The 24,122-nt window shown below is 60.7% G+C and carries 23 protein-coding genes and 1 pseudogene; 16 read left to right on the forward strand and 8 right to left on the reverse strand.

Features of this window, described 5'->3' with window-relative positions; translation table 11 throughout:
- Positions 1–46: 46 nt before the first annotated feature.
- A pseudogene (locus BN1124_RS21665) lies at positions 47–2,566 on the reverse strand (transporter substrate-binding domain-containing protein); the annotation flags it as partial.
- Between the two features lie 263 nt (positions 2,567–2,829).
- Here BN1124_RS21665 and BN1124_RS08000 point away from each other — a divergent pair.
- Positions 2,830–3,579 carry a class I SAM-dependent methyltransferase gene (locus BN1124_RS08000; protein ID WP_042640677.1) on the forward strand — a complete coding sequence of 250 codons (750 nt, stop codon included), beginning with the start codon at positions 2,830–2,832 and terminating at the stop codon, positions 3,577–3,579.
- A gap of 97 nt (positions 3,580–3,676) precedes the next feature.
- On the opposite strand, the gene BN1124_RS08005 is transcribed toward BN1124_RS08000, so the two are convergent.
- The 4 genes from BN1124_RS08005 to BN1124_RS08020 form a co-directional block, all read right to left on the reverse strand.
- Positions 3,677–3,922, reverse strand: coding sequence for a hypothetical protein (locus BN1124_RS08005; RefSeq protein ID WP_042640678.1), 246 nt, complete (start codon positions 3,920–3,922; stop codon positions 3,677–3,679).
- Between the two features lie 128 nt (positions 3,923–4,050).
- Positions 4,051–5,637: an alkyl hydroperoxide reductase subunit F gene (gene ahpF, locus BN1124_RS08010; RefSeq protein WP_042640680.1), complete on the reverse strand. Its 1,587-nt coding sequence runs from the start codon at positions 5,635–5,637 to the stop codon at positions 4,051–4,053.
- 126 nt (positions 5,638–5,763) lie between these two features.
- Complete coding sequence (gene ahpC / locus BN1124_RS08015) at positions 5,764–6,330, reverse strand: alkyl hydroperoxide reductase subunit C (protein ID WP_042640682.1); 567 nt, start codon at positions 6,328–6,330, stop codon at positions 5,764–5,766.
- Positions 6,331–6,964: 634 nt separating this feature from the next.
- Positions 6,965–7,411 carry a CBS domain-containing protein gene (locus BN1124_RS08020; protein ID WP_042640684.1) on the reverse strand — a complete coding sequence of 149 codons (447 nt, stop codon included), beginning with the start codon at positions 7,409–7,411 and terminating at the stop codon, positions 6,965–6,967.
- A 475-nt stretch (positions 7,412–7,886) separates the two neighbouring features.
- Between BN1124_RS08020 and queA the strand changes: the two genes are divergently transcribed.
- The 7 genes from queA (at position 7,887) to nlpI (ending at position 14,902) form a co-directional block, all read left to right on the forward strand.
- Positions 7,887–8,939 carry a tRNA preQ1(34) S-adenosylmethionine ribosyltransferase-isomerase QueA gene (gene queA / locus BN1124_RS08025; RefSeq protein ID WP_042640686.1) on the forward strand — a complete coding sequence of 351 codons (1,053 nt, stop codon included), beginning with the start codon at positions 7,887–7,889 and terminating at the stop codon, positions 8,937–8,939.
- 118 nt (positions 8,940–9,057) lie between these two features.
- Entirely contained in the window at positions 9,058–10,194 is a 1,137-nt protein-coding gene (tgt, locus tag BN1124_RS08030; protein WP_042640688.1) for a tRNA guanosine(34) transglycosylase Tgt, read from the forward strand.
- A gap of 51 nt (positions 10,195–10,245) precedes the next feature.
- Positions 10,246–10,581: a preprotein translocase subunit YajC gene (gene yajC / locus BN1124_RS08035; protein WP_042640690.1), complete on the forward strand. Its 336-nt coding sequence runs from the start codon at positions 10,246–10,248 to the stop codon at positions 10,579–10,581.
- 18 nt (positions 10,582–10,599) lie between these two features.
- Positions 10,600–12,453 (forward strand): protein translocase subunit SecD, encoded by a 1,854-nt coding sequence (gene secD / locus BN1124_RS08040; RefSeq protein WP_042640693.1) that lies wholly within the window; start codon positions 10,600–10,602, stop codon positions 12,451–12,453.
- Between the two features lie 9 nt (positions 12,454–12,462).
- Complete coding sequence (secF, locus tag BN1124_RS08045; RefSeq protein ID WP_042640695.1) at positions 12,463–13,410, forward strand: protein translocase subunit SecF; 948 nt, start codon at positions 12,463–12,465, stop codon at positions 13,408–13,410.
- Positions 13,411–13,507: 97 nt separating this feature from the next.
- On the forward strand, positions 13,508–13,876 hold the full coding sequence (locus BN1124_RS08050) for a rhodanese-like domain-containing protein (protein WP_042640938.1): 369 nt from the start codon (positions 13,508–13,510) through the stop codon (positions 13,874–13,876).
- A 90-nt stretch (positions 13,877–13,966) separates the two neighbouring features.
- Positions 13,967–14,902, forward strand: coding sequence for a lipoprotein NlpI (gene nlpI, locus BN1124_RS08055; RefSeq protein ID WP_331415499.1), 936 nt, complete (start codon positions 13,967–13,969; stop codon positions 14,900–14,902).
- Between the two features lie 147 nt (positions 14,903–15,049).
- Here nlpI and BN1124_RS08060 read toward each other — a convergent pair whose 3' ends face one another.
- Together BN1124_RS08060 and ubiU are read right to left on the reverse strand one after the other, a co-directional pair.
- Positions 15,050–15,922 carry a U32 family peptidase gene (locus tag BN1124_RS08060; protein ID WP_042640699.1) on the reverse strand — a complete coding sequence of 291 codons (873 nt, stop codon included), beginning with the start codon at positions 15,920–15,922 and terminating at the stop codon, positions 15,050–15,052.
- A 79-nt stretch (positions 15,923–16,001) separates the two neighbouring features.
- The gene (gene ubiU / locus BN1124_RS08065) at positions 16,002–16,997 is read right to left on the reverse strand and encodes a ubiquinone anaerobic biosynthesis protein UbiU (RefSeq protein ID WP_042640701.1); all 996 of its coding nucleotides are present in this window, start codon (positions 16,995–16,997) and stop codon (positions 16,002–16,004) included.
- A 190-nt stretch (positions 16,998–17,187) separates the two neighbouring features.
- On the opposite strand from ubiU, the gene ubiT reads away from it, so the two are divergent.
- Entirely contained in the window at positions 17,188–17,703 is a 516-nt protein-coding gene (gene ubiT, locus BN1124_RS08070) for a ubiquinone anaerobic biosynthesis accessory factor UbiT (RefSeq protein WP_042640940.1), read from the forward strand.
- Here the strand turns inward: ubiT and BN1124_RS08075 are convergent.
- Complete coding sequence (locus BN1124_RS08075; RefSeq protein ID WP_042640702.1) at positions 17,668–18,084, reverse strand: hypothetical protein; 417 nt, start codon at positions 18,082–18,084, stop codon at positions 17,668–17,670. The genes ubiT and BN1124_RS08075 overlap by 36 nt on opposite strands.
- A 186-nt stretch (positions 18,085–18,270) precedes the next feature.
- Here BN1124_RS08075 and trmJ point away from each other — a divergent pair, with 186 nt between their 5' ends.
- From trmJ to hscA, 7 genes are all read left to right on the forward strand, one after another.
- Positions 18,271–18,996 carry a tRNA (cytosine(32)/uridine(32)-2'-O)-methyltransferase TrmJ gene (gene trmJ / locus BN1124_RS08080; protein WP_042640704.1) on the forward strand — a complete coding sequence of 242 codons (726 nt, stop codon included), beginning with the start codon at positions 18,271–18,273 and terminating at the stop codon, positions 18,994–18,996.
- Positions 18,997–19,088: 92 nt separating this feature from the next.
- Entirely contained in the window at positions 19,089–19,592 is a 504-nt protein-coding gene (iscR, locus tag BN1124_RS08085; protein ID WP_033129104.1) for a Fe-S cluster assembly transcriptional regulator IscR, read from the forward strand.
- Between the two features lie 55 nt (positions 19,593–19,647).
- On the forward strand, positions 19,648–20,862 hold the full coding sequence (locus tag BN1124_RS08090) for an IscS subfamily cysteine desulfurase (RefSeq protein ID WP_033129105.1): 1,215 nt from the start codon (positions 19,648–19,650) through the stop codon (positions 20,860–20,862).
- 54 nt (positions 20,863–20,916) lie between these two features.
- Complete coding sequence (gene iscU, locus BN1124_RS08095; RefSeq protein WP_005299770.1) at positions 20,917–21,300, forward strand: Fe-S cluster assembly scaffold IscU; 384 nt, start codon at positions 20,917–20,919, stop codon at positions 21,298–21,300.
- Positions 21,301–21,315: 15 nt separating this feature from the next.
- Entirely contained in the window at positions 21,316–21,639 is a 324-nt protein-coding gene (gene iscA / locus BN1124_RS08100) for an iron-sulfur cluster assembly protein IscA (RefSeq protein ID WP_005324290.1), read from the forward strand.
- A gap of 87 nt (positions 21,640–21,726) precedes the next feature.
- On the forward strand, positions 21,727–22,245 hold the full coding sequence (gene hscB / locus BN1124_RS08105) for a co-chaperone HscB (RefSeq protein WP_042640708.1): 519 nt from the start codon (positions 21,727–21,729) through the stop codon (positions 22,243–22,245).
- Between the two features lie 28 nt (positions 22,246–22,273).
- Positions 22,274–24,121, forward strand: coding sequence for a Fe-S protein assembly chaperone HscA (gene hscA, locus BN1124_RS08110; RefSeq protein ID WP_042640710.1), 1,848 nt, complete (start codon positions 22,274–22,276; stop codon positions 24,119–24,121).
- The last annotated feature ends 1 nt before the right edge of the window (position 24,122 follow it).

A 24,122-nucleotide genomic window follows, 5' to 3' on the forward strand; every position in this document is an offset into this window, starting at 1 on the left:
CCAGGCGCACCGGCCGCGGATCCAGGTGCAGTTGACCGGCCTCCATCTTGGAGTAGTCGAGGATATCGTTGACCAGATAGAGCAGGTTGTTGGCTGAGCTGACCACGTTGCGCACCAGATAGTGCTGATCCTCGCTGAGCTGACCCAGCCGCAGCAGCTCCAGCATGCCGTGCATGCCGGCGATGGGGGTGCGCAGCTCGTGACTCATGGTGGCCAGGAACCTATCCCGGGCCTGGGTCGCCGCCTCGGCCTTCTGGCGCGCCTCCTCGAGCGCCCGCTGCTGGGCCTTCAGCGCCGTGATGTCCTGCACCATACCGTACAGCACGGCCTGGCCATCGGGTTGGCGTATGACATTGCCACGCACCTGCAGGGTACGTGCCCGACCGTTCACGAGACGGGACGGGAAGCTGAGATCGACCCGGTTCTCTTCATTGATCTGGCGCTCCAGCTCGGTGAGCAGCAGGGAGCGCAGTTGCGCGTCCAGATGGGGGAACAGATCGTGGTACTGATTGGTGAGCAGTTCCTCACTGGTGCGCAGATCCATTTCCTGATAGCCGGCGCTGACATACTGGAAGTGCCCCTGACCCTCGCCCAGATATTGGAACTGGAACACGAAACCGGGAATGCTGTCGGTGAGCCTCGCCAGCCGAGCCTCGGCCTCCTGGGCGCGGGCCTGGGCATGCAATTGTTCGGTGGTGTCGGTGAGGACGGTAAGGATCCCCGCCTTTTCCCCGTCCAGCCCCCGAAACAGCCGCTTGTGATAGGTGATGAGACGCTCGTTGCCATCGGCTTGCCAGGCTTCCTGAAAGTGGAGGTCCTCCCCGTTTTCCCACACCCAGGCATCTTGTTCCTGGATCCGCAGTATGACCTCAAAGGGCAGTACATCGGTGAGCAGCGCCGCGTAATCTCCGTAGGTGTCTGCGCCACCGAGGTAGAACTGGCGGTATGCCCGGTTGGTGATGGCGATCTCCAGGCGTTCGTTGGTGAGCACCACCATGTTGGGCAGGGTGTCGAGCAGGGTCTCCATCAGCTGCAACTGGTGTGAGAGCTGCGCCTCGGCCCGCTGGCGCTGGCGTACCTCGCGGCTCAAGGAGCGGTTCCACAGGTAGCCCAGCAGCGCCACCAGCAGTATGCCGCCCATCATCCCGGACACGACGCGCAGCAACTGGGTGCGGTTGATGCCGGTCTCGATCTTCAGGGTGAACCACTTGTCCTGCAGCAGTTGCATCTCCTGCGGGCTGACAGAGCCCAGGGCCTTGTTGAGGATGCTGGCCAGCATGGGGTTGTCCTTGGTCACCGCCATCGCCATGGGCACATCCAGCTCGTTGCCGCGGTAGGCGATGTGAAGCTTCAGATCTGACTCATGGCGCAAGAGTTGCTCGTTGATGCCCTCACTGGTGAGGATGTAGTCCACCTTGCCCGTGGCGAGGGCGGTCAGTTGTTCATCGAAGGAGAAAAAGGGCACGGGTTCGGCTTGCCAGGCGCTGATGATGGCGATGTCGGCCGAGGCGTTGCTCGCCGCTACCCTGGCTCCCTTCAGCTCCTTGAGTGAGCTGATCTCCCCTCGTTCATTGTTGGAGACGAGCAGGCGTTTCAGGGTCAGATAATCGGAGGTGAAGAGCAGGTGCTGGCGCCGCTCTGGCAGGTTGACCACGGTGGGGGCCAGCGCCAGCTTGCCCTCTTCAACCATCACCAGGGAGTTTTGCCCGTGGGTGGGGTGCAGTTTGAAGCGCAGCCCGCTGCGCCGCTCGATCAGGGTCAGCAAGTCCGCCACCAGGCCGCTGAAGTGGCCGCTCTTGTCTACCTGGCCGAGGCCGACCCAGGGGCCCGGGGCGAAGCTCACCTCCGGGTGCGCGGCGATCCAGGCCGATTCCTCTGGGGTGAACAGGCTGGACTCCCCGCTCTTTTTCTGTGGCTTGTTATAGGCATCGGCCAGTTGGATGAGCGCGTGCTTGTCCTGGGGGGTGAGGCTATCCACCGCCAGGCTCAGCAATTTCCCCAGCCGCTCGTTGGTGGCAGCCGTTGTCAGGGCCAGCTGGGCGGGTGCTATCCAGGGAACCTCGACCAGAGCGCTGGCCTTGAGGCTCTGGTTGGGGAGGCTGCTCTCCAGGTAGGGGCGATCGGAGAGATAGGCATCCGCCAGCCCGTATTTGACCATGAACAGGGCCTCGGTGTTGACGTCCACCCGCTTGATCTTCTTGAAACCGAGGTGCTCGAGCAGATCACAGCTGTCGTAGCCGCGCTCGCAGACCCACTGCATCTGCGCGGCCTGAGCCAGGCTGGGGGGATCTTTGGGCTTGCCGAGCAGCACGGCACGGGGGATCTCGATGAGCGGCGCGGTGAAATGCATCCAGGTCTGGCGTTGGGGGGTCATCGCCACGCCGGCCAGGGCATCCACCTCGCCGCTGCGCAAGGCGAGCTGGGCATCGTTGAAGGTGGGATAGGCGCGGTAGCGGAGGCTGAGTCCGAGCCGCTGGCTGACGGCCTGCAGGTAGTCGTGTAACAGACCCTGATAGTGATCCTTGCCCGAGTAGAAACTGTAAGGCGCCCAGTCTGAGGCGGGCATGCCGACCACCAGGGTCTGCTTCTCGCGCAGCCATGCTTGCTGGCCGGGATCGAGGCGCAGGGCATAGGGTGCCGGCACCTCGGCCTGTGCGCACCGAAGGGTCAGTAAAGTCAGCAAAATCAGTAGTTTTACAATCCCACGCAAGATGGATTCCCGAATGATGTGATGGCGGTCACAGTGTAAGGGGCTGCTCCTCGCACTGTCTATTGATAAGGTTGGTATAGACAGCTCGAATTCAGCTCAAGTTTCAAAAGGAGTGAGGGATGGACAGTACCCAGCGATTTTCGGCCCGGGTTGAGGCCTATGTGAAATACCGACCCGGATACCCGACCGCCATGCTGGACTTTCTGGTCAGGCAGCTCGGCATGGGCCCCCATGCCGTGGTCGCCGATATAGGGGCGGGCACCGGCATTCTGACCGCCTTGCTTGCCCCTCGGGTGGGCCAGCTGTGGGCGGTGGAGCCCAATGCGGAGATGCGTGGCGCCGCCGAGCGGTTGCTGACGGGGGTCGATCATATCCACTGGCTGAGCGGCAGCGCTGAGCAGACCGGGGTGCCGACGGGGGCGCTGGATCTGGTCACCGTCGCCCAGGCCTTTCACTGGTTCGACAGAGCCGCCTTCAAGGCCGAGTGTCGCCGCCTGTTGAAGCCGGGTGGACGGGTCGCGCTCATCTGGAACGACAGGCTGATGGACACCCCGTTTCTCGAGGCCTATGAGGCGGGGCTGCGGGCCCATTCGGGGGACTATGAGGAGGTCAATCATCGCAATCTCGGCGACGCCGACTTTCAGGCCTTCTTCGAGGGGGAGTATCGCCTCGATCGCTTCGAGAACCGCCAGCTGTTCGATCTCGACGGTGTGCTGGGGCGGCTCAACTCCTCTTCCTATGCACCCGCCATCGGCACGCCGGCCTATGAGCAACTGACTGCGCTGATCCGCCGCGAGTTCGCGCGTTATGCGGTCGATGGCCGGATCCCCTTCAACTATTGCACCCTGGTTTATAGCGGTCGGGTCTAGGGGCTGTCTTTGAGGGGTGAGCCATGGCTTGTTGCCACAAAAAAGCCCTCGCCAACGGGCGGGGGCTTTGCATGGTGATGCGGTCGATCTCGGGGCGTCAACCCTTGTCGATGCCAAGCAGGGTCATGGCCTTGGCCAGGGTATCGACGGATTCCTGATGCTTGCCCTCCTTGTGCAGGGTTTCCCCTTCGGCCCTCAGCTGTTTCACCTCGGCCAGCTTCTCGGCACTGATGACGGGGCCGGCGGCCAGGGCATCGTCAATTTTCTTCATGTCCATGGGGCAGTGGAAGGCCAGTGCGCTACCGGCGAACAGCAGACCGGCCAGCAAGAGTATGGTTTTCATGTTCAGATCCCAATGTGGTGGATGCCTATCAAGGATAGCGCTCGGGCAGCGGGGTGTGGCCAGTACCGGGCGACGCATATGAAAAAGCCGACTCCAGGGAGTCGGCTTCTTGTTGAGCGATGAGCCTATCAGGCGGTCACTGCCTCGCCCTTGACGGCACTCTCTTCCGGCGCGGCATTGCGGATGAGGTAATCAAAGGCCCCCAGTGCCGCGGTGGCACCGGCCCCCATGGAGATGATGATCTGCTTGAACGGCACAGTAGTAGCATCTCCTGCTGCGTAGACGCCGGGCAGGGAGGTGGCACCCTTGGTGTCGATCTCGATCTCGCCAAAGCGGGTCAGGGCCACGTCGCTCCCCTTGAGGAACTCGGTGTTCGGCACCAGACCGATCTGCACGAAGATGCCGGCGACCGCCAGGTGCTTGATCTCACCCGTGGTGCGATCTTCGTAATCCATGCCCACCACCTTGCTGCCGTCACCGATGACTTCGGTGGTGCGGGCGCTCATGATGATGTCGATATTGCCCATGGAGCGGGCCTTCTTCTGCAGCACGTCGTCGGCACGCAGGGTATCGGCAAACTCCACCACGGTGACGTGCTCGACGATACCAGCCAGGTCGATGGCTGCTTCGATACCGGAGTTACCGCCACCGATCACCGCCACGCGCTTGCCCTTGAAGAAGGGACCGTCGCAGTGCGGGCAGTAGGCCACGCCCTTGGTGCGGTATTCCACCTCACCCGGTACGTTCAGATCGCGCCAGCGGGCACCGGTGGCCAGGATCACGGCACGGCTCTTCAAGGTTGCGCCTGAGGCGAGCGCCACGTTCACGTAACCATCCTTGCTGATGGCGGCGGCACGCTGCTCGGTGATCACTTCCACGCCGTACTGCTTGACGTGCTGCTCCAGGCTCGCGGCCAGCTTCGGGCCCTCGGTGTAGGGCACGGAGATGAAGTTTTCGATGCCGACGGTGTCCATCACCTGACCACCGAAGCGCTCGGCGACGATGGCGGTGCGAATGCCTTTACGGGCGGCATAGATGGCAGCGGCGGCGCCAGCCGGGCCACCACCGACCACCAGCACGTCGTAGGGGGCTTTCTCGCTGAGCTCGGCGGCTTTGCGCTCAGCGGCGCCGGTATCGAGCTTGGCGACGATCTCTTCCAGGGAGATACGGCCCTGGCTGAACGGCTGACCGTTCATATAAACGTTCGGCACGGCCATGATCTGACGCTCAGCGACCTCATCCTGGAACAGGGCACCGTCGATCATGGTGTGAGTGATGCCGGGGTTCAGGGTCGCCATCAGGTTCAGGGCCTGCACCACGTCCGGGCAGTTGTGGCAGGACAGAGAGATATAGGTCTCGAAGTGGAACTCGCCCTTCAGGTTCTTGACCTGCTCCAGCACGGCCGGATCGGCTTTGGAGGGGTGTCCGCCGCTTTGCAGCAGGGCGAGTACCAGAGAAGTGAATTCATGACCCATGGGGATGCCGGCAAAATGCACGCGCGGGGCTTGACCCTGGGGCGCGATGCTCATGGAAGGCTTGCGGGCGTTACGGCCATCGGTCATGGCGATTTTGGGGGACATGTCGCTGATTTCTGTGGCCAGGGCCAACAGTTCCGCTGACTTGTCGCTGTCATTGCCGGACACGCTGATCTCGATGGGATTGACGATGTACTGCAGGTAACCGTTGAGTTGTTGTTTGAGGTTGGTATCTAACATGGTCGAATTCCTTCTTGCTGAATGCGGGTCGGCGGCATTACTGGATAAAGAGAACACTGAATACAGACAATACGGGGCCTGAAAGCAGACCGGCCCTTGAATGGGCCGGTCTTGGAGGAGGGAGGCTTAGATTTTGCCTACCAGATCCAGGGACGGGGCCAGAGTGGCTTCGCCTTCTTTCCACTTGGCCGGGCAGACTTCACCCGGGTGGGAGGCAACGTACTGGGCAGCCTTGACCTTGCGCAGCAGTTCCAGAGCGTCACGACCGATGCCGCCAGCGTTGATTTCAACGATCTGGATGATGCCTTGCGGGTCGATCACGAAGGTACCGCGGTCAGCCAGGCCAGCTTCTTCGATCATCACGCCGAAGTTGCGGGTGATGGCACCGGTCGGGTCGCCGATCATCGGGTACTGGATCTTCTTGATGGTGTCAGAAGTGTCGTGCCAGGCCTTGTGAGTGAAGTGGGTGTCGGTAGAGACGGCGTAGATCTCGACGCCCAGCTTCTTGAATGCAGCGTAGTTGTCAGCCAGGTCACCCAGCTCGGTCGGGCAAACGAAGGTGAAGTCAGCCGGGTAGAAGAACACCACGGACCACTTGCCTTTCAGGTCAGCGTCAGACACCTGAACGAATTTGCCTTCGTGGTAAGCGGTAGCGTTGAACGGCTTGATTTCGGTGTTGATATAGGTAGACATGTATTTGCTCCTTGGTGATGTACATGTGCCCGTCCGGTTGTGAAAAGTGGGTCCGGACCAGGCGTTTAACTTTCGACGGGGTCATCATAGGGCTTTTCGCTAATCGGTCAAAGCCACAATTTTGAATCACTTAAATCTATTTATTAGATAGCCCATCACAACTGTACCTAACATGAATATCTCAGGCCTTGAGAGATAACTCATTGTCGAAGTTCAATTTCTGTCCGGCAGGTCACATTTTCAAGTCCCGGATGGGATCTTGTTTTATCCATGAGATGAAAACAGGGAAATAGGAAGGATCCTAGGGGAGGGCGGAAGACGGACAAAAAAATCCCGGCGCCATCGCACAGACAGGGCCGGGTCATCAAACAAGGAATGGCGATATAAAAATGCTTTACAGCAAAGACTCACTACGGGGTGTGCAAACTTGCAGACATATGAAGAGAAGACATCGGGTGCACAATCCCTCATCTCCCCTTCGGCAATAATTGCATGACGGGCATCATAGTGTGATGGAGATCACAATGCAAGGTTGTGGTGTAATTTTTCAATCAAAATGAAAGTGTTTCAGTTTTTGTGCCGTATAAATGCGCTGAAAACGCTTTTATTGTAATTTAATTACAGTTTTTGGCGATCAGAAATCCGAAAGGGGCTCCTGCTCTTCCATCAGCTCCAGCAGATTGATGGCTACCGCGATGAAATCTGACTCCGTGACTATGCCCACCAGTTTGCGGCCCCGCAAGACCGGCAGGCAGCCGTATTTGTGGCGTTGCAGATAGAGCGCCGCCTCCTTGATGCCGGCATGGGGATCCACGCTCGCCACCTGGCGGGTCATGATCTCGTCGAGCTGGACGCTGTCGGTGAACTCGGCTTCCCGCTCGGGGTTGATGAGCAGCAGCTTGGATTCGCGGGTGGCCAGGATGTCGGAGAGGGTGACCAGCCCCAGCAGTTGATGGTGGTCATCGACGATGGGAATGTGGCGGATCCGCTCTTGTTGCATCAGATCCATCGCCTGCTTGACGCTGTTCTGCGGACCCAAAGTGAAGGGATGTTCGGTCATGATTTCAGACAGGGTCATCATGGTGGGCCTCCTTGTGTCTCTGCCTTCACCCTAGCCCAGCCCCCGTCCCTGAAACATGATCAGGGTCAATACAGATCGTTAAAGAACCATTAACCCATAGGGTCTGTTGGCGTTTCGGCGCAAGCCGCGTTGCAGTGACAAATCACACCAGGCTAGGCGCGGGGCGCAGGCAATGGTGATCCCTTGGCAAGCCCTGCAACAACGCATGGCGTGATTTGCCGCGCAACCCGCAGGGACGGGTCAGTTTATGCGCGTAACGTCGTTACTCGACGATTCATTTGGGGGACCAAACGTCATGTCTCGTGCCTAGCTCCGCGCAAAAACTGACGACGTCGCGGCCGTGACGAAACGCCAACAGACCCTAGCGCTCACAAAAACGCCCGCTATCCCTTGTCTGCCTTGGGTTTTTGGTCTTTTGGGTTGCCTTGCCGTGAGGGGATAACTAGACTAGCCGCCGATTCCCCCGAGGTGAAAGATGCAAGTATCCGATTTTCATTTTGATCTGCCAGACGAGCTGATTGCCCGCTATCCCATGACGGAACGTACCGCCAGTCGTCTGTTGCAGCTCGATGGTCAAACTGGCGCCCTGCGCCACGGTCAATTTGTGGATGTGCTGGACCAGCTCAATCCCGGCGATCTGCTGGTGTTCAACAACACCCGCGTCATTCCGGCACGCATGTTTGGCCAGAAGGCCAGCGGCGGCAAGCTGGAGGTGCTGGTGGAGCGCATCCTGGACGAGCACAGCGTGCTGGCTCACGTGCGTTCCTCCAAGTCGCCCAAGCCCGGCACCCGCCTCATCCTGGACGGGGGGGTGGAGGCCGAGATGCGCGCCCGCCACGACGCCCTGTTCGAGATCCACTTCCTGGACCCGCGCCCGGTGCTGGAGATCCTGGAAGCCATCGGCCACATGCCGCTGCCCCCCTATATCGACCGTCCCGACGAGGACGCCGACAAGGAGCGCTACCAGACCGTCTACAACCAGAAGCCGGGTGCGGTGGCGGCACCGACCGCCGGCCTGCACTTCGACGAGCCGCTGCTCGAGCGGATCAAGGCCAAGGGCGTGGAGCTGGCTTTCGTCACCCTGCACGTGGGGGCGGGGACCTTCCAGCCGGTGCGGGTGGACAAGATTGAAGATCACCACATGCACTCGGAGTATGCCGAGGTGCCGCAGGAGGTGGTGGATGCCATCGCTGCGACCCGCGCCCGGGGTGGCCGCGTCATTGCGGTGGGCACCACCTCGGTGCGATCCCTCGAGAGCGCCGCCAAGGTGACCCTGGCCCAGGGCAAACCCCTTGCGCCGTTTTTCAGCGACACCGATATCTTCATCTTCCCGGGCTACGAGTTTCAGATCGTCGATGCCATGGTCACCAACTTCCACCTGCCGGAGTCGACCCTGATCATGCTGATCAGCGCCTTCGCTGGTTACGATAACGTGATGGCGGCCTATCAGGCGGCGGTGGCCGAGCAATACCGTTTCTTCAGCTACGGGGATGCCATGTTCATCACCCGTCGCCGGGCAGAGGCTTGAGGCCTCGCCCTTCAGAACTTGTTCACGATCTTCGCGTAAGATCGCGCGCAGCTTCTTATATGGGGCCCTCGCGGGCCCGCTGTTGTCAGACTGTTTCTCTGACTGAATCGAGGTAGCAATGAAATTTGAACTGAAAACCACCGATGGCCGTGCCCGTCGCGGCCAGCTGGTGTTCGAGCGTGGCGTGGTGCAAACCCCGGCCTTCATGCCGGTCGGCACCTACGGCACCGTCAAGGGGATGACCCCGGAAGAGGTCCGTGAGACCGGCGCCCAGATCCTGCTCGGCAACACCTTCCACCTCTGGCTGCGGCCGGGTCAGGCGGTGATGCGCGCCCACGGGGATCTGCACGACTTCATGAACTGGCAGGGCCCGATCCTGACCGATTCCGGCGGCTTCCAGGTGTTCAGCCTGGGTCATATCCGCAAGATCACCGAGGCCGGGGTGCACTTCCGTCACCCCATCAACGGCGAGAAGATCTTCCTCGACCCCGAGAAGTCCATGGAGATCCAGTACGATCTGGGCTCCGACATCGTCATGATCTTCGACGAGTGCACCCCGTACCCCGCCACGTACGAAGAGGCGCGCAAGTCCATGGAGATGTCCCTGCGCTGGGGCAAGCGTTCCCGCGACAAGTTCGATGCGCTGGGCAACAAGAATGCCCTGTTCGGCATCATCCAGGGCTCAGTTTATGAAGAGCTGCGGGATGTCTCCCTCAACGGACTGCTGGAGATCGGTTTCGACGGCTATGCGGTCGGTGGCCTCGCCGTGGGTGAGCCCAAGGAAGACATGCACCGCATCCTTGAGCACGTCTGCCCGAAGATCCCGGCCGACAAGCCACGCTACCTGATGGGGGTGGGCAAGCCGGAGGATCTGGTGGAAGGGGTGCGCCGCGGCATCGACATGTTCGACTGCGTGATGCCGACCCGCAACGCCCGCAACGGCCATCTGTTCACCACCGACGGTGTGGTCAAGATCCGCAACGCCAAGTATCGCGAGGACACCAGCACCCTGGACGCGGACTGCGATTGCTACACCTGCAAGAATTACACCCGCAGTTATCTGTACCATCTGGACAAGTGCAACGAGATCCTCGGCGCCCGTCTGAATACCATTCATAACCTGCGTTATTACCAGCGTGTCATGCAGGGTTTGCGGGACGCGATCGAGCAGGGTAAATTAGACGACTTTGTAACTGAGTTTTACCGTCGGCAAGGGAAGCCTGTGCCTCCATTAGCTGAAAACGACGCGCAATAACAACGATATATCAGCTAGTTATCTTATCTACATCAATCAAGAGGTTGTTAAATGAGCATTATCTCCAAGGCGTATGCAGAAGGCGCGGTTCCGGGTGCACAGGGTGGTGGCATGGAAATGATCATCATGCTGGCCGTGTTCGGTCTTATCTTCTATTTCATGATCTATCGTCCCCAGGCCAAGCGTGCCAAGACCCACCGCGACCTGATGAGCTCCCTGGCCAAGGGGGATGAAGTGCTCACCTCCGGTGGTCTGGTCGGCAAGATCGCCAAGGTTTCCGCCGATAGCGAATACATCGTGCTGGCCCTGAATGATCAGACTCAAGTCACCATCAAGCGTGACTTCGTCTCTGCCGTTCTGCCCAAGGGTTCTATTCAGTCCCTTTAATCTCCCGAGGAGCACAGCGTGTTAAATCGCTATCCGCTGTGGAAATACCTGATGGTGGTCGTGGTGATCGCCATCGGTTTTCTATATGCAGCCCCCAATCTTTACGGCGAAGACCCGGCCTTGCAGGTTTCTGCCAGCCGTGGTGCCGAAGTTAAACTAGAGACGCTTGATCTGGTGAAGGAGACGCTCGAAGCGGCTCAGATCCCGGTCAAACACGCTGCGTTCGAGCACGGCTTCATCCTGGTTCGTTTCAAGAACACCGAAGATCAGCTCAAGGCCCGCGACGTCGTCGCCAACAAACTGGGCGACAACTTCATCTCGGCCCTGAACCTGGCACCCTCTACGCCTGCCTGGCTCGAAGCCATCGGCGCCGCGCCGCTCAAGCTGGGCCTTGACCTGCGTGGTGGTGTGCACTTCCTGATGGAAGTGGACATGGCCGAGGCGCTGGCCAAGCAGCAAGAGCAGATGGTGCAGGATTTCCGCTCCGAGCTGCGCACCCAGAAGATCCGTTACTCCGGCGTGCGCCGGGTCGGTGACAAGGTGCAGGTGGTGTTCCGCGAAGAGGCCGATCAGACCAAGGCGGCCTCTCATCTGCGTCGGCAGAATCCGGATCTCACCTTCACCACCGAGCAGAAGGGGGATGACTTCATCCTGCTGGCCGGCTTGAGTGAAGCCAAGGTCAAGGAAGTGAAGAAGTACGCCCTCGAGCAGAACATCACCATCATCCGTAACCGGGTGAACGAGCTGGGTGTGGCCGAACCCCTGGTACAACAGCAGGGTGCCGAGCGCATCGTGGTGGAGCTGCCGGGGATCCAGGACACCGCCCGTGCCAAGGAAATTCTGGGCGCGACCGCGACCCTGGAGTTCCACATGGTCGATGAGACTGCCGATATCCAGGCTGCCGCCGATGGCCGGGTACCGCCGAGCTCCAAGGTGTACAACGATCGCAACGGTCGCCCGGTGGTGCTGCAAAAGCGCATCATCCTGACCGGTGACCACATCGTGGGTGCCCAGTCCGGTTTCGACGAATACAGCCGTCCCCAGGTCAACATCAAGCTCGATGGCCAGGGTGGCAACAAGATGGCCAACTTTACCAAGGACAACGTTGGTAAGGGCATGGCTACCGTGTTCATCGAATACAAGCCAGTGGGTCAGCCGGGTCCGGATGGCAAGCGCAAGTTCCGCAAACAGGAAGAGGTGATCAACGTCGCCACTATCCAGTCGCGCCTTGGCAGCCAGTTCCGCATCACCGGCATCGACAATGCCAACGAAGCCCATAACCTGGCGCTGCTGCTGCGTGCCGGTGCCCTGATCGCGCCCATCCAGATCGTGGAAGAGCGCACCATAGGCCCGAGCCTGGGTCAGCAGAACATCGACAGCGGTATGGAAGCCATCGGCTGGGCCATGCTGGTGATCGTGCTGTTCATGGGGATCTACTACCGTGCCTTCGGTTGGGTCGCCAACCTGGCGCTGACCATGAACCTAGTGCTGATCGTCGGTATCATGTCGATGATCCCAGGGGCCACCATGACCCTGCCGGGCATCGCCGGTATCGTCCTGACGCTGGGCATGGCGGTGGATGCGAACGTGCTGATCTACGAGCGTATTCGTGAAGAGATCCGCAATGGACGCGGGGTGCAGCAAGCCATCCACATGGGCTTTGACCGTGCCTTCTCGACCATCGCCGACTCGAACGTCACCTCGCTCATCACCTGCGTGATCCTGTTTGGTATCGGCACCGGCGCCATCAAGGGCTTCGCCCTGACGCTGGGGATCGGTCTGACCGCCTCCATGTTTACGGCCATCACGGTATCCCGCGCCATTATCAACCTGGCCTGGGGTGGACGGCGCATCGACAAGCTGCCGATCTAAGGAAGAGACATGTTTCAGATTCTACATTTTGAAAAACCGATTCCCTTCATGCGCTTCGCCAGGTCGGGAATGGTGTTCTCTGCCCTGCTGACGATGCTCGCCTTGTTCTGCCTGTTCGATCGTGGCCTGAACTGGGGGCTGGACTTCACCGGCGGTACCACCATCGAGGTGGGGTTCCAGCAATCGGTGAGCCTGGACAAGATGCACGAGGCGCTGGATCAGCAGAAGATTGAAGGGGCAACCCTGCAATTCTTCGGCTCAAGCCGTGACGTGCTGGTGCGCATGGCCCCGAAAGACGGGGTCAAGGTGGAGCAGCAGGGTAACGAGGTGCTGGCCGCGGCCAAGCTCATCGACCAGGATGCCGTGCTCAAGCGCGTCGAGTTCGTCGGCCCCTCCGTGGGTGACGAGCTGGCGACAGACGGTGCCCTGGCCATGCTGGCCTCCATCCTCTGTATCCTGGTCTACGTGGCGGTGCGCTTCGAATGGCGTCTGGCCATGGGGGGCATCCTCTCCCTGGCCCACGACGTCATCATCACCCTCGGCATCTTCGCCTACTTCCAGTACGAGTTCGATTTGACCGTGCTGGCGGCGCTGATGACCCTGGTGGGTTACTCGCTCAACGACACCATCGTGGTGTTCGACCGCCTGCGGGAGAACTTCCGCAAGGTGCGCAAGGGGGACACCGCCGAGATCATGGATCTCTCCATGACCGAGACCCTGAGCCGGACCATCATCACCTCGGGGTTGACCTTCGTGGTGGTGGTGGCGCTGCTGCTCAAGGGCGGGCCGCTCATCCACGGTTTTGCCATCGCCATGGTGATCGGGGTGGCCTTCGGGACCTACTCCTCCATCTATGTGGCGAGTGCCTCTGCCATGTTCTTCGGGGTCAAGCGGGAGCACATGCTACCGACCCAGGTGGAAAAAGAGGGCGCGGATCAGCAAGAGATCCTGCCGTAACCGACAAGGGCGCCACAAGGCGCCCTTTCTCTTATGGCTCAACTGAGTCATTATGCTCATCACTGTGGGCAACATGCGCGAGAACAAGGAGCAAGTCATGCAACACAATCCCCGTTTTCTGGCCTTGGTAGAGGCCGTTCGCCCCCAGGTGCAGGAGACAGACGTGCACCAGATAAAGCGCTGGCAGGATGAGGGCCGCGCCTTTCACCTCATCGACGTGCGCGAAGAGAGCGAGTGGGCCAAGGGCCATCTGCCGGGGGCCCAATACCTGGGCCGTGGCGTGATCGAGCGGGACATCGAGACCCGTTTCCCGGATCCGGCCACCGAGCTCTACCTCTATTGTGGTGGGGGCTTTCGCTCCATCCTGGTGGCGGCCAACCTGCAGAAGATGGGTTATTCCCGAGTGGTCAGCGTCGATGGAGGCTTTCGGGGTTGGAGTGACGCCGGATACCCTGTCGAATCCTGATTTATTTGAGGGATAGGGGTTGCGCCACATGACAAACTCTCGGTTGACCTTTACCATATGCCGGGTCAAGCGTAAGCGTCGGAGTGTTCATTGAACGTCAGGATAGGGATTGGGTACCTCACGGGTATCCTGTTGTTGCTCCCCATGTGGGGATGCAGCAGTAGCAGTCAGGTTGAAGCGCCTCAAGTTCCCAAGCCGCAACCCGCTTCACTGGTATTGGCGACCCCTTTGCAGGTCTCTTACCAGAGCGAGTTGGCGCTGGCGCGACTCGGGCAGATGCTCAGTGAAATGGAATTGACGACGGAACAACGGGCCGAGCTGTTTTATGAGCGTGCCGTGGTGTTTGACCGGGTCGGGTTGCGTTCCCTTGCCAGATTGGATTTCAACCGCGCCCTGCGGGAGAAGCCTGATTTTGCCGAGGCCTACAACTTCATCGGTGTCTATCTGGTTCAGCAACAGAACTATGACGAAGCCTATGAGGCTTTCGACTCCGCCCTCGAACTCGCCCCGGATTACGACTACGCCTACCTCAACCGTGGCATAGCGCTCTATTACGGCAACCGTCCTGAGCTGGCAGTGGCCGACATGAAGCGCTTCTACGAGGCGCAGCCGGAAGATCCTTACCGGGTGATCTGGCTCTATCTGGCCGAGCAGAAGCTCAACTCCTCTGCCGCCATGAGCCGGATGCGCGAGCGGTTAAACAAGTACGATGACGATGCCTGGAACTGGGATCTGGTTCGCCTCTATACCGGCGAGATCAATGCCACCCAGCTGATGGGCAACGTGGTGAAAGGGGTGAAGGATAACCGGGAGCTCGCCGAGCGCCTGTGTGAAACCTACTTCTACCTCGGTAAGCTTGAGCTGGGCAAGGGCAACCGCAAGGAAGCCATCAGCTACTTCAAGCTGGCCCTCGCCAACAACGTCTATGACTTCATCGAGCACCGCTATGCCTTGCTCGAGCTGGAACTGATGGCGCGCAAGCCCTTGCCGCCCGGTGCCCAGGGCAAGAGCGGCAAAGCCTCCTGACAGGCTGCTGCTGCCGGATGTAAAAAAGGCCTCATGATGAGGCCTTTTTGCTGTCTGGGATCTGGCTGTCTGGGGTCTGGTACCGTCGGGAATAGTGAACATAGACCGCCGTGGCAGCCGCTTCGCCGAGTCCCCTTCGCGGCTGGCTTATTCCACCAGGCTCATGCCGGGGATCTGACGCCAGTAGCCGTTGCAGTCCCGCTCCTGTTGCAGGGGGAGGGGAGCCTGACCCTGCACATTGGCTCTGAAGCGGGCCAGCATCTCCAGCGTGTCCATCCCCTCGGGGGAGAGGCGCACCACGTCCACCAGATCCGCCATGCTGGCTAGCTCGTTGCCGAGGTTGTAGCAGTAGCCGGACTGGGTCTGAATGCCGTTGAGGTTGAACACCTTCTGCCCCTCCCGGCTGCTGGCGAGGCGCCCGGTGGGGTAGTGGATGCAGGCGAGCTCGCAGCTGTCTTTGGGCTTATCGAGGGATCGGGCGGTGAAGCAGCGCGCCGAGTAGGCGAGCGGCAGATGGCCGTAGGCGAACACCTCCACCTCGAACTGGTGGCGGGCCGGGCCCAGATCCTGATTGAGCTGCACCAGCCAGTCGCGGGAGAGCTCCACCGGCATGACCCAGCGCTGCATCCCGCTTTTTAGCAGCATGCGCAGCACGTCGGCGTTGTAGGCATTGATAGCCGGGCCGCAGACAAACGGCAGGCCTGCCTCACGGGCGAGCTGGACGGTGCCCAGATCGTTGGCCTCGATCAGCAGCTCGCCGTTGTCCACCAGCCGCTTGACCTCCTTGAGCTCGGACGGCGCCGAGATCAGCGCCAGGGTGGAGAGCACCACCTGTTTGCCCGATGTGGCCACCTGCTGCGCCAGGGCAATCCAGTCGTCCACCTTGAGTTCGCGGCGCTTGCTGCACACCGTCTCCCCGAGATAGATGATGTCGGCCTGACTCTGGGCCGCGGCCTCGTAGAAGGCCTGGGTATCGGCCTTGGGCCAGTAGAAGAGAATGGGCCCGAGAGAAAATTGCATTAGTTGTGCTCCTTGCCGTCATGCTGGCAGTGGAAGATGTTGCCGTCTTGTCTGAGAGTGCGGGACATGGGGCCTCTCCTTATTGCCACTTGCGGTGGTAGGCACCCAGGGTGGTCTGGCTCCCTTCGGAGACGCGGGCGAGCTGGGCATCCCATTCGGCCTTGACGCTGTAGGCGTCGGGATTGGCTTTATAGCTGTCGATGGCGGCGCGCCAGACCCGGGTCACCTGCTCCACATAAGCGGGGCTGCGCTGGCGTCCCTCGATCTTGACCGACTGGATCCCGCTCTGGAACAGCTCGGGCAAGAGGCCGAGGGTGTTGAGGCTGGTGGGCTCCTCCAGGGCGTGATAGGTCTGGCCATCCACCTCGAAGCGGCCCTTGCACAGGGTCGGGTAGCCGGCGTTCTCACCGGGGCCGTAGCGATCGATCAGCACCTCGTTCAGGCGCGACTCGAGGCCGCTCGGAGTCTCCTCCCAGCGCACGAACTTGGCTGGCGAGCAGGCGCCGACCGTGTTGGGGCTCTCGCCGGTCATGTAGGAAGAAAGATAACAACGCCCCTCGGCCATGATGCAGAGGCTGCCGAAGGCAAACACCTCGAGGCCGACGTCGGTCTCGCGGGAGAGCTGTTTGACCTGGTGTATGGAGAGCACCCTGGGCAGCACCACCCGGGCGACATTGAAGTGCTGCTGGTAGAAGCGAATGGCGGCGGCATTGGTGGCGCTGGCCTGCACCGAGACGTGCAGCTCCATGTCCGGATACTGGCGGCTGGCGTAATCGAGCACTGCGAGATCGGCGATGATCAGCGCATCGGCGCCGAGCGCCACCCCGCGATCGACCGCTTGCTTCCATCTCGTATCGGAGCCCGGGTGGGCGAAGGTGTTGATGGCGATGTGCAGCTTGCGACCGTGCTGGTGCACGTAATCCACCGCCTTGGCCAGCTTGCTGTCGGTGAAGTTGAGGCCGGCAAAATGGCGGGCATTGGTGTCATCCTTGAAACCGATATAGACCGCATCGGCGCCGTTATCCACGGCCGTTTTCAGTGCCGGCAGGCTGCCTGCCGGGCAGAGTAATTCCATCGGGTACGCTCCGAGAGGGCAAAAATGCAAAAAGTGGCCCGATTGTATGCACCCATGCGCTCCCACTTTTTGACCTGAGGCAGCTTTGTGTGGCTTTACCCTTCTTGAGGTAAGTGGGCACAAGTTTGATTTTCAACAGGATCCTGCTCTCGGCCCTGTGCTTGAATGCGCAAAAAACTGGGAGTTTATCGTGTTTCAACAACTGCAACGTCGCCTGGTCGAACAGGCACCTCGTCTCTTGCGCCATCCCCTTAAGCTGGTGCCCTTCACCCTTCAGCAGAATCTGATGGAGGGGCTGCTGGCCCAGGTGTTCAAGGAAGCCATTGCGGACGGGGACTTCGCGTTCCTGGCGGGCAAGTGGCTGAAGGTCGAGGTGACCGATCTCGAACTCTGCTGGTTTATCAGCGAGCGAGAGGGAAAGCTGGTGGTGAGCCGTGACTGCGAGCGTGCAGACGTCTGTTTTAGTGGCAACAGCCAGGATCTTATCCTGATCGCCGCCCGGCGGGAGGATCCGGACTCGCTCTTCTTCCAGCGCAAGCTGAAGATAGAGGGGGACACAGAGCTCGGACTCGAGGTGAAGAACCTGATGGACAGCCTGGATCTCGACGGCCTGCCCAAACTGATGAAGTACCCGCTGATGGACCTGGCGACCCTGGTCGAGCGGGCCCGCTCAGTGCAGGAACCTGTGCCCGCGCCGGCGGCCTGAACTGCGCCTCAGGTGCAGCGCCAGGCCTGGGGCATGATGGCGGTGGCGACGGCGGGCCCACAGGCAGCGGCAACCCCATAGGGCGGGTAACAGGGCGAGCAGCGCCGTGTTGCCCGGCAGACGCAGCAACAGCAGCGCCAGTGCCAGCCACACGAACGGCTGCGCCTCGTAGTACCACTCGGGTTGCAGCCAGTGTTTGGCCGGGAAGATGACCAGATCGGTGCGTCTGTAGTTGGTTCGCATCATCCAGATGATGGCGCCCACCCCAAACAGCAAGGCCGCCGCGAGCCAGAGCAGCGGGGACTGAGTGAGGAGCACCAGCCCTGCCGACAACAGCAGGTAGAGGCCGGGCAACTGCTCGTAAAGCCAGGGGGGAAGCATGGGGGGCGACTCCGGATAGTGCAACTTGGACTCTTCTAAGGTTAGCCCGCCCCTTCGCTTGCCCTCATGCTGCTTGGTTATACGCATGCCCATTTTTGTTCTGAAATGCGGGGTCAGAAGCGGTGCCAAAATAGCGATTGGTTATGTTACAATTGCGCGCCATTTTTGACGGAAGATTGACAGGGCATGCTGGATCAGATTCGTATCGTGTTGGTAAATACCTCCCACCCCGGCAACATGGGGTCCGCGGCGCGGGCCATGAAGACCATGGGGCTGACCCAGCTGGTATTGGTCGATCCACAAGCGCTGCCCGATGACAACGCCATGGCCCTGGCGGCGGGAGCCAGCGATGTGCTGGCCAATGCCCGTATCGTCCCGACCCTGGATGATGCCATCGCCGACTGCTCCCTGGTCATCGGTACCAGTGCTCGCTCCCGTACCCTGAGCTGGCCCATGCTGGATCCTCGCGAAGCCGCAGAGCAGTTGGTGACCGAGGGGATGAGGCATCCGGTCGCCTTGGTGTTTGGCCGTGAACGCACCGGCCTCACCAACGATGAGCTGCAAAAGTGCCACTACCACGTGGCCATTTCGGCCAATCCCGAGTACAGCTCCCTCAATCTGGCCATGGCGGTGCAGACCCTCTGTTACGAGGTGCGCATGCGCTGGTTGCAGGAGCAGGCACCCGAGCAGGAAGAAGCGCAGCTGGACTACCCCAGCGCCGAGCAGCTGGAAGGCTTTTATCAGCATCTGGAGCAGACGCTGCTGAAGACGGGGTTCATCACCGAAGAACATCCCGGTCACGTGATGAGCAAGCTGCGCCGCCTGTTCAACCGGGCTCGGCCGGAAGTGGTTGAACTGAACATTTTGCGCGGTATTCTCACCTCGGTGCAGAAACCCCGTCCGCAGGACTAATCCCGACTGAATTGCTCAACCATATACTTGACTGAAATAGTCGGGTATGTGACCATGTGCCCATATTGATTTGTTCGCAAACGGTAAGGCATATGAGACTGACCTCAAAAGGACGTTACGCAGTGACAGCCATGCTCGACGTGGCGTTGCATGCAGAGCAGGGGCCCGTGCCCCTGGCTGATATTTCAGAGCGCCAGGGCATCTCCTTGTCCTATCTGGAACAGCTGTTTGCCCGCCTGCGCAAGCATGGCCTGGTGAGCAGCGTGCGCGGCCCAGGCGGCGGTTACCGCCTCGGACTGGCGCCCGGCGAGATCTCGGTAGGTCAGGTGATCACCGCGGTCGATGAATCGGTCGATGCGACCAAGTGTCTGGGCAAGGGTGGCTGCCACGGCGGTACCCAGTGTCTGACCCACTCCCTGTGGCGCGATCTGAGCGAGCGCATTTCCAGCTTCCTGGGGAACATCACCCTGGCCGAGCTGGTGGGCCAGGCCGATGTGCGCCGCATAGCCGGCAAGCAAGATGAACAAATGAAGACCGTGTTGTCCCTGGTTGAACGGGCGGAACGCGGTGATGTGAGCTTAAAAGTCCAACTATAAACAAACGTGCTTTCCACGACGGCTCGCTGTGTGACTCGTCGTAACGGAGAAAAACATGAAACTGCCTATTTACCTTGATTATTCGGCAACCTGCCCGGTAGACCCGCGGGTCGCAGAAAAAATGATGCAGTGCCTCACCATGGACGGCCTGTTTGGCAACCCTGCCTCCCGCTCTCACCGTTTCGGCTGGCAGGCCGAAGAGGCGGTGGATCTGGCCCGTAATCAAGTGGCAGAGCTGATTGGCGCGGACCCTCGCGAGATCGTCTTCACCTCAGGTGCGACTGAATCCAACAACCTGGCCATCAAGGGCGTTGCCCATTTCTACGCTGGCAAGGGCAAGCACATCATCACCTCCAAGACCGAGCACAAGGCGGTTCTCGATACCTGCCGTCAGCTGGAACGTGAAGGCTATGAGGTGACCTACCTCGAGCCGATGCCAAATGGTCTGTTCACCATCGAACAGATCGAAGGTGCCTTGCGCGATGACACCATCCTGGTGAGCATCATGCACGTCAACAACGAGATCGGTGTGGTGCAAGACATCGCCGCCATCGGCGAGCTGTGCCGCTCCCGCAAGATCCTGCTGCACGTGGACGCTGTCCAGAGCGTGGGCAAGATCCCGGTCGACGTGGAAGCGCTCAAGGTTGACCTGCTCTCCATGTCCGCCCACAAGGTATACGGCCCGAAAGGGATCGGTGCCCTGTTCGTGCGCCGCAAACCCCGCGTACGTCTGGAAGCCCAGATGCACGGTGGTGGTCATGAGCGCGGCATGCGCTCCGGCACCCTGCCGACTCACCAGATCGTCGGCATGGGCGAAGCCTTCCGCATCGCCAAGGAAGAGATGGCGAGCGAGAGCCAGCACATCATGGCCCTGCGCCAGCGTCTGTGGAACGGCATCAAGAACATCGAAGAAGTCTATATCAACGGCGATCTGGACCACCGTGTCCCGGGTAACCTGAACGTCAGCTTCGCCTATGTGGAAGGGGAATCCCTCATCATGGCACTGAAGGATCTGGCGGTCTCTTCCGGCTCGGCCTGTACCTCTGCCAGCCTGGAACCTTCCTATGTGCTGCGCGCCCTTGGCCTGAACGACGAGCTGGCACACAGCTCCATCCGTTTCAGCATCGGTCGCTTCACCACCGAGGAAGAAATCGACTACGCAATCAAGCTCATCTGCGACTCCATCGGCCGCCTGCGTGAGATGTCTCCCCTGTGGGAGATGTTCAAGGACGGCGTCGATCTGAACACGGTCGAATGGGCTCATCACTGATCCTTGCCCGCGCGGCAAGGGTTTGGTGAACAACGGAATTAGCAGGAGTTAGATATGGCTTACAGTGAAAAAGTAATAGACCACTACGAAAATCCCCGTAACGTCGGTGGTTTTGACAAGAACGATCCCAGCATCGCGACCGGCATGGTCGGCGCCCCGGCTTGTGGCGACGTGATGAAACTGCAACTGAAGATCAGCGACGACGGCATCATCGAAGACGCCAAGTTCAAGACCTACGGCTGCGGCTCCGCCATCGCCTCCAGCTCCCTGGTGACCGAGTGGGTCAAGGGCAAGACCCTGGACGAAGCGGCCGGGATCAAGAACACCGACATCGCCGAAGAGCTGGCGCTGCCACCGGTGAAGATCCACTGCTCCATTCTGGCGGAGGATGCCATCAAGGCCGCCATCGCCGATTACAAGCAGAAGAAAGGTCTCTAAGGTCCGGAGAGCAGTATGGCCATTACCATGACAGATGCCGCAGCGGCGCGGGTTTCCTCTTTTATAACCAACCGGGGCAAGGGCATCGGCCTGCGCCTCGGCGTCAAGACCACAGGTTGTTCGGGCCTTGCCTATGTGCTCGAGTTCGTGGATGAGCTGGCCGCTGAGGATCAGGTATTCGAGCAAAACGGTGTCAAGATCATCGTCGATGCCAAGAGCCTGATCCATCTGGATGGCACTGAGCTGGACTTCGTCAAGGAGGGCCTCAACGAGGGCTTCCAGTTCAACAATCCCAACGCCAAGGGCGAGTGTGGTTGTGGCGAAAGCTTCAGTGTATGAGCGATTGAACCGGCAGCGTGCTGCCGGTTCAGCCGTTTCAAGGTGGATGGCGAGCCAGGTGCAAGCCTTCGAGTCTAAGGACGCATGATGAATCATTTCGAGCTGTTCGGGCTGGCAGAGGGCTTCGAGCTCGATACCCGCCAGCTGGCCGAGACCTACCGCCGGTTGCAAACCCAGTTCCATCCCGATCGTTTCGCCACCGCCCCCGAGCGGGAGCAGTTGGCTGCGGTGCAGCGTGCCGCCCAGATCAACGACGCCTTCACCACCCTCAAGGCACCCCTGCGCCGGGCCGAGTACCTGCTCTCCCTGCGCGGCACCGACATCCGTGGTGAGCAACAGACCCTGCAAGACACCGCCTTCCTGATGCAACAGCTGGAGTGGCGCGAGCGTCTGGCCGAGTTGAAAGGGGAAGCGGATCCTGAGGGGGCCATCGAAGATTTTCGCCGCGAAATCAGGCATGATCACCAGTCGCTGATGCAACGGCTCACCGCCAGTCTCACCTCGGGTGATGATCTGGCCGCCGCCGATTGCGTGCGCAAACTCAAGTTTGTCGACAAGCTCCTCGAGGAGCTGGAACGATTCGAAGACTCGCTGTTCGAGTCTTGATCCTCTAACGCTGGAAGTTTGATTATCCATGGCATTATTGCAAATCGCCGAGCCCGGCCAGAGCGCCGCCCCTCATCAGCATAAACGCGCCGTTGGCATCGATCTCGGTACTACCAACTCGCTGGTCGCCGCCGTGCGCAGCGGCCGGGCCGATACCCTGGGTGACGAGCAGGGGCGCTCCTTGTTGCCTTCTGTGGTCCACTATCAGGCCGACGCCATTCGGGTCGGCTTCAACGCCAAACGTGAAGCCGCCCTCGATCCCCACAACACCATCGTCTCGGTCAAACGGATGATGGGCAAGGCGCTGGCCGATATCGACACCCGCCAGCAGCCCTATGAGTTTGTTGCCAGCGACAGCGGCATGCCCCAGTTGCAGACCCGTCAGGGCCTGGTCAACCCGGTGCAGGTCTCGGCCGAGATCCTCAAAGCCTTGGCCGCCCGCGGCGCCGCCTCCCTCGGTGGCGATCTCGACGGCGTGGTCATCACCGTGCCCGCCTATTTCGATGACGCCCAGCGTCAGGGCACCAAGGATGCGGCCCGTCTGGCCGGTCTGCACGTGCTGCGTCTGCTGAACGAGCCGACTGCGGCCGCCATCGCCTACGGCCTCGACTCCGGTCAGGAAGGGGTGATCGCCGTGTACGATCTCGGCGGCGGCACCTTCGACATCTCCATCCTGCGCCTGCATCGCGGCGTGTTCGAGGTGATGGCCACCGGTGGCGATTCGGCCCTGGGTGGTGATGACTTCGATCACCTGCTGGCGGACTGGATCAAGGCGCAGGCAGGTCTGAATGGCCAGCTCGATGCCCGCACCCAGCGCGAGTTGCTGGACCTGGCCGCCAGCGTCAAGCACGGTCTGACCGATGCGGACAGCGTCCCTTGCACCTTTGCCAACTGGCAGGGGGAGGTGACCCGTGCCCAGTTCGATGCGCTCATCACCCCCCTGGTCAAACGGACCCTGCTGGCCTGTCGCCGCGCCCTGCGCGATGCGGGGCTGGAGCAGGTGGAGGTGCTGGAAGTGGTGATGGTTGGTGGCTCCACCCGGGTGCCGCTGGTGCGCGAGCTGGTGGGGGAATTCTTCCAGCGAACGCCGCTCACCAGCATAGATCCGGACAAGGTGGTGGCCATCGGTGCCGCCATCCAGGCCGACATCCTGGTGGGCAACAAGCCCGATGCCGAGATGCTGCTGCTGGACGTGATCCCGCTCTCCCTGGGGCTCGAGACCATGGGCGGCCTCGCCGAGAAGGTGATCCCGCGCAACACCACCATACCGGTGGCCCGTGCCCAGGAGTTCACCACCTTCAAGGATGGCCAGACCGCGATGGCGATCCACGTGGTGCAGGGGGAGCGCGAGCTGGTGGCGGATTGCCGCTCACTCGCCCGCTTTACCCTGACCGGCATTCCGCCCATGGCGGCCGGCGCAGCCCACATCCGGGTCACCTTCCAGGTGGATGCGGATGGACTGCTGTCGGTCAGCGCCATGGAGAAATCTTCCGGTGTGCAGGCAGAAATCCAGATAAAACCCTCTTATGGGTTGGCGGAAGAGGACATTCTCAGCATGCTGAGCGCCTCCATCGCCAATGCCCAGCAAGACATGGAAGCCCGCATGCTGGCGGAGCAGCAGGTCGAGGCCGACCGCGTGGTCGAGAGTCTCAATGCCGCCCTGGCCGCCGATGGCGAGGCGTTATTGAGCCCTGCTGAGCGCGCCGAGATCGATGCCGCGATCAATCATCTGCTGGCCATGCGCAGCGCGGGCACGACCAATCAAATCAAAGATGCCATCGAGGCGGCGGATGCCGTCAGTGGCGAGTTTGCGGCCCGTCGCATGGATGCCTCCATTCGCAAGGTGCTGACCGGCCAAAACGTCAACAAGGTGTAAT

Source organism: Aeromonas eucrenophila (genome assembly GCF_000819865.1).
In the GTDB taxonomy this organism is placed as follows: domain Bacteria; phylum Pseudomonadota; class Gammaproteobacteria; order Enterobacterales; family Aeromonadaceae; genus Aeromonas; species Aeromonas eucrenophila.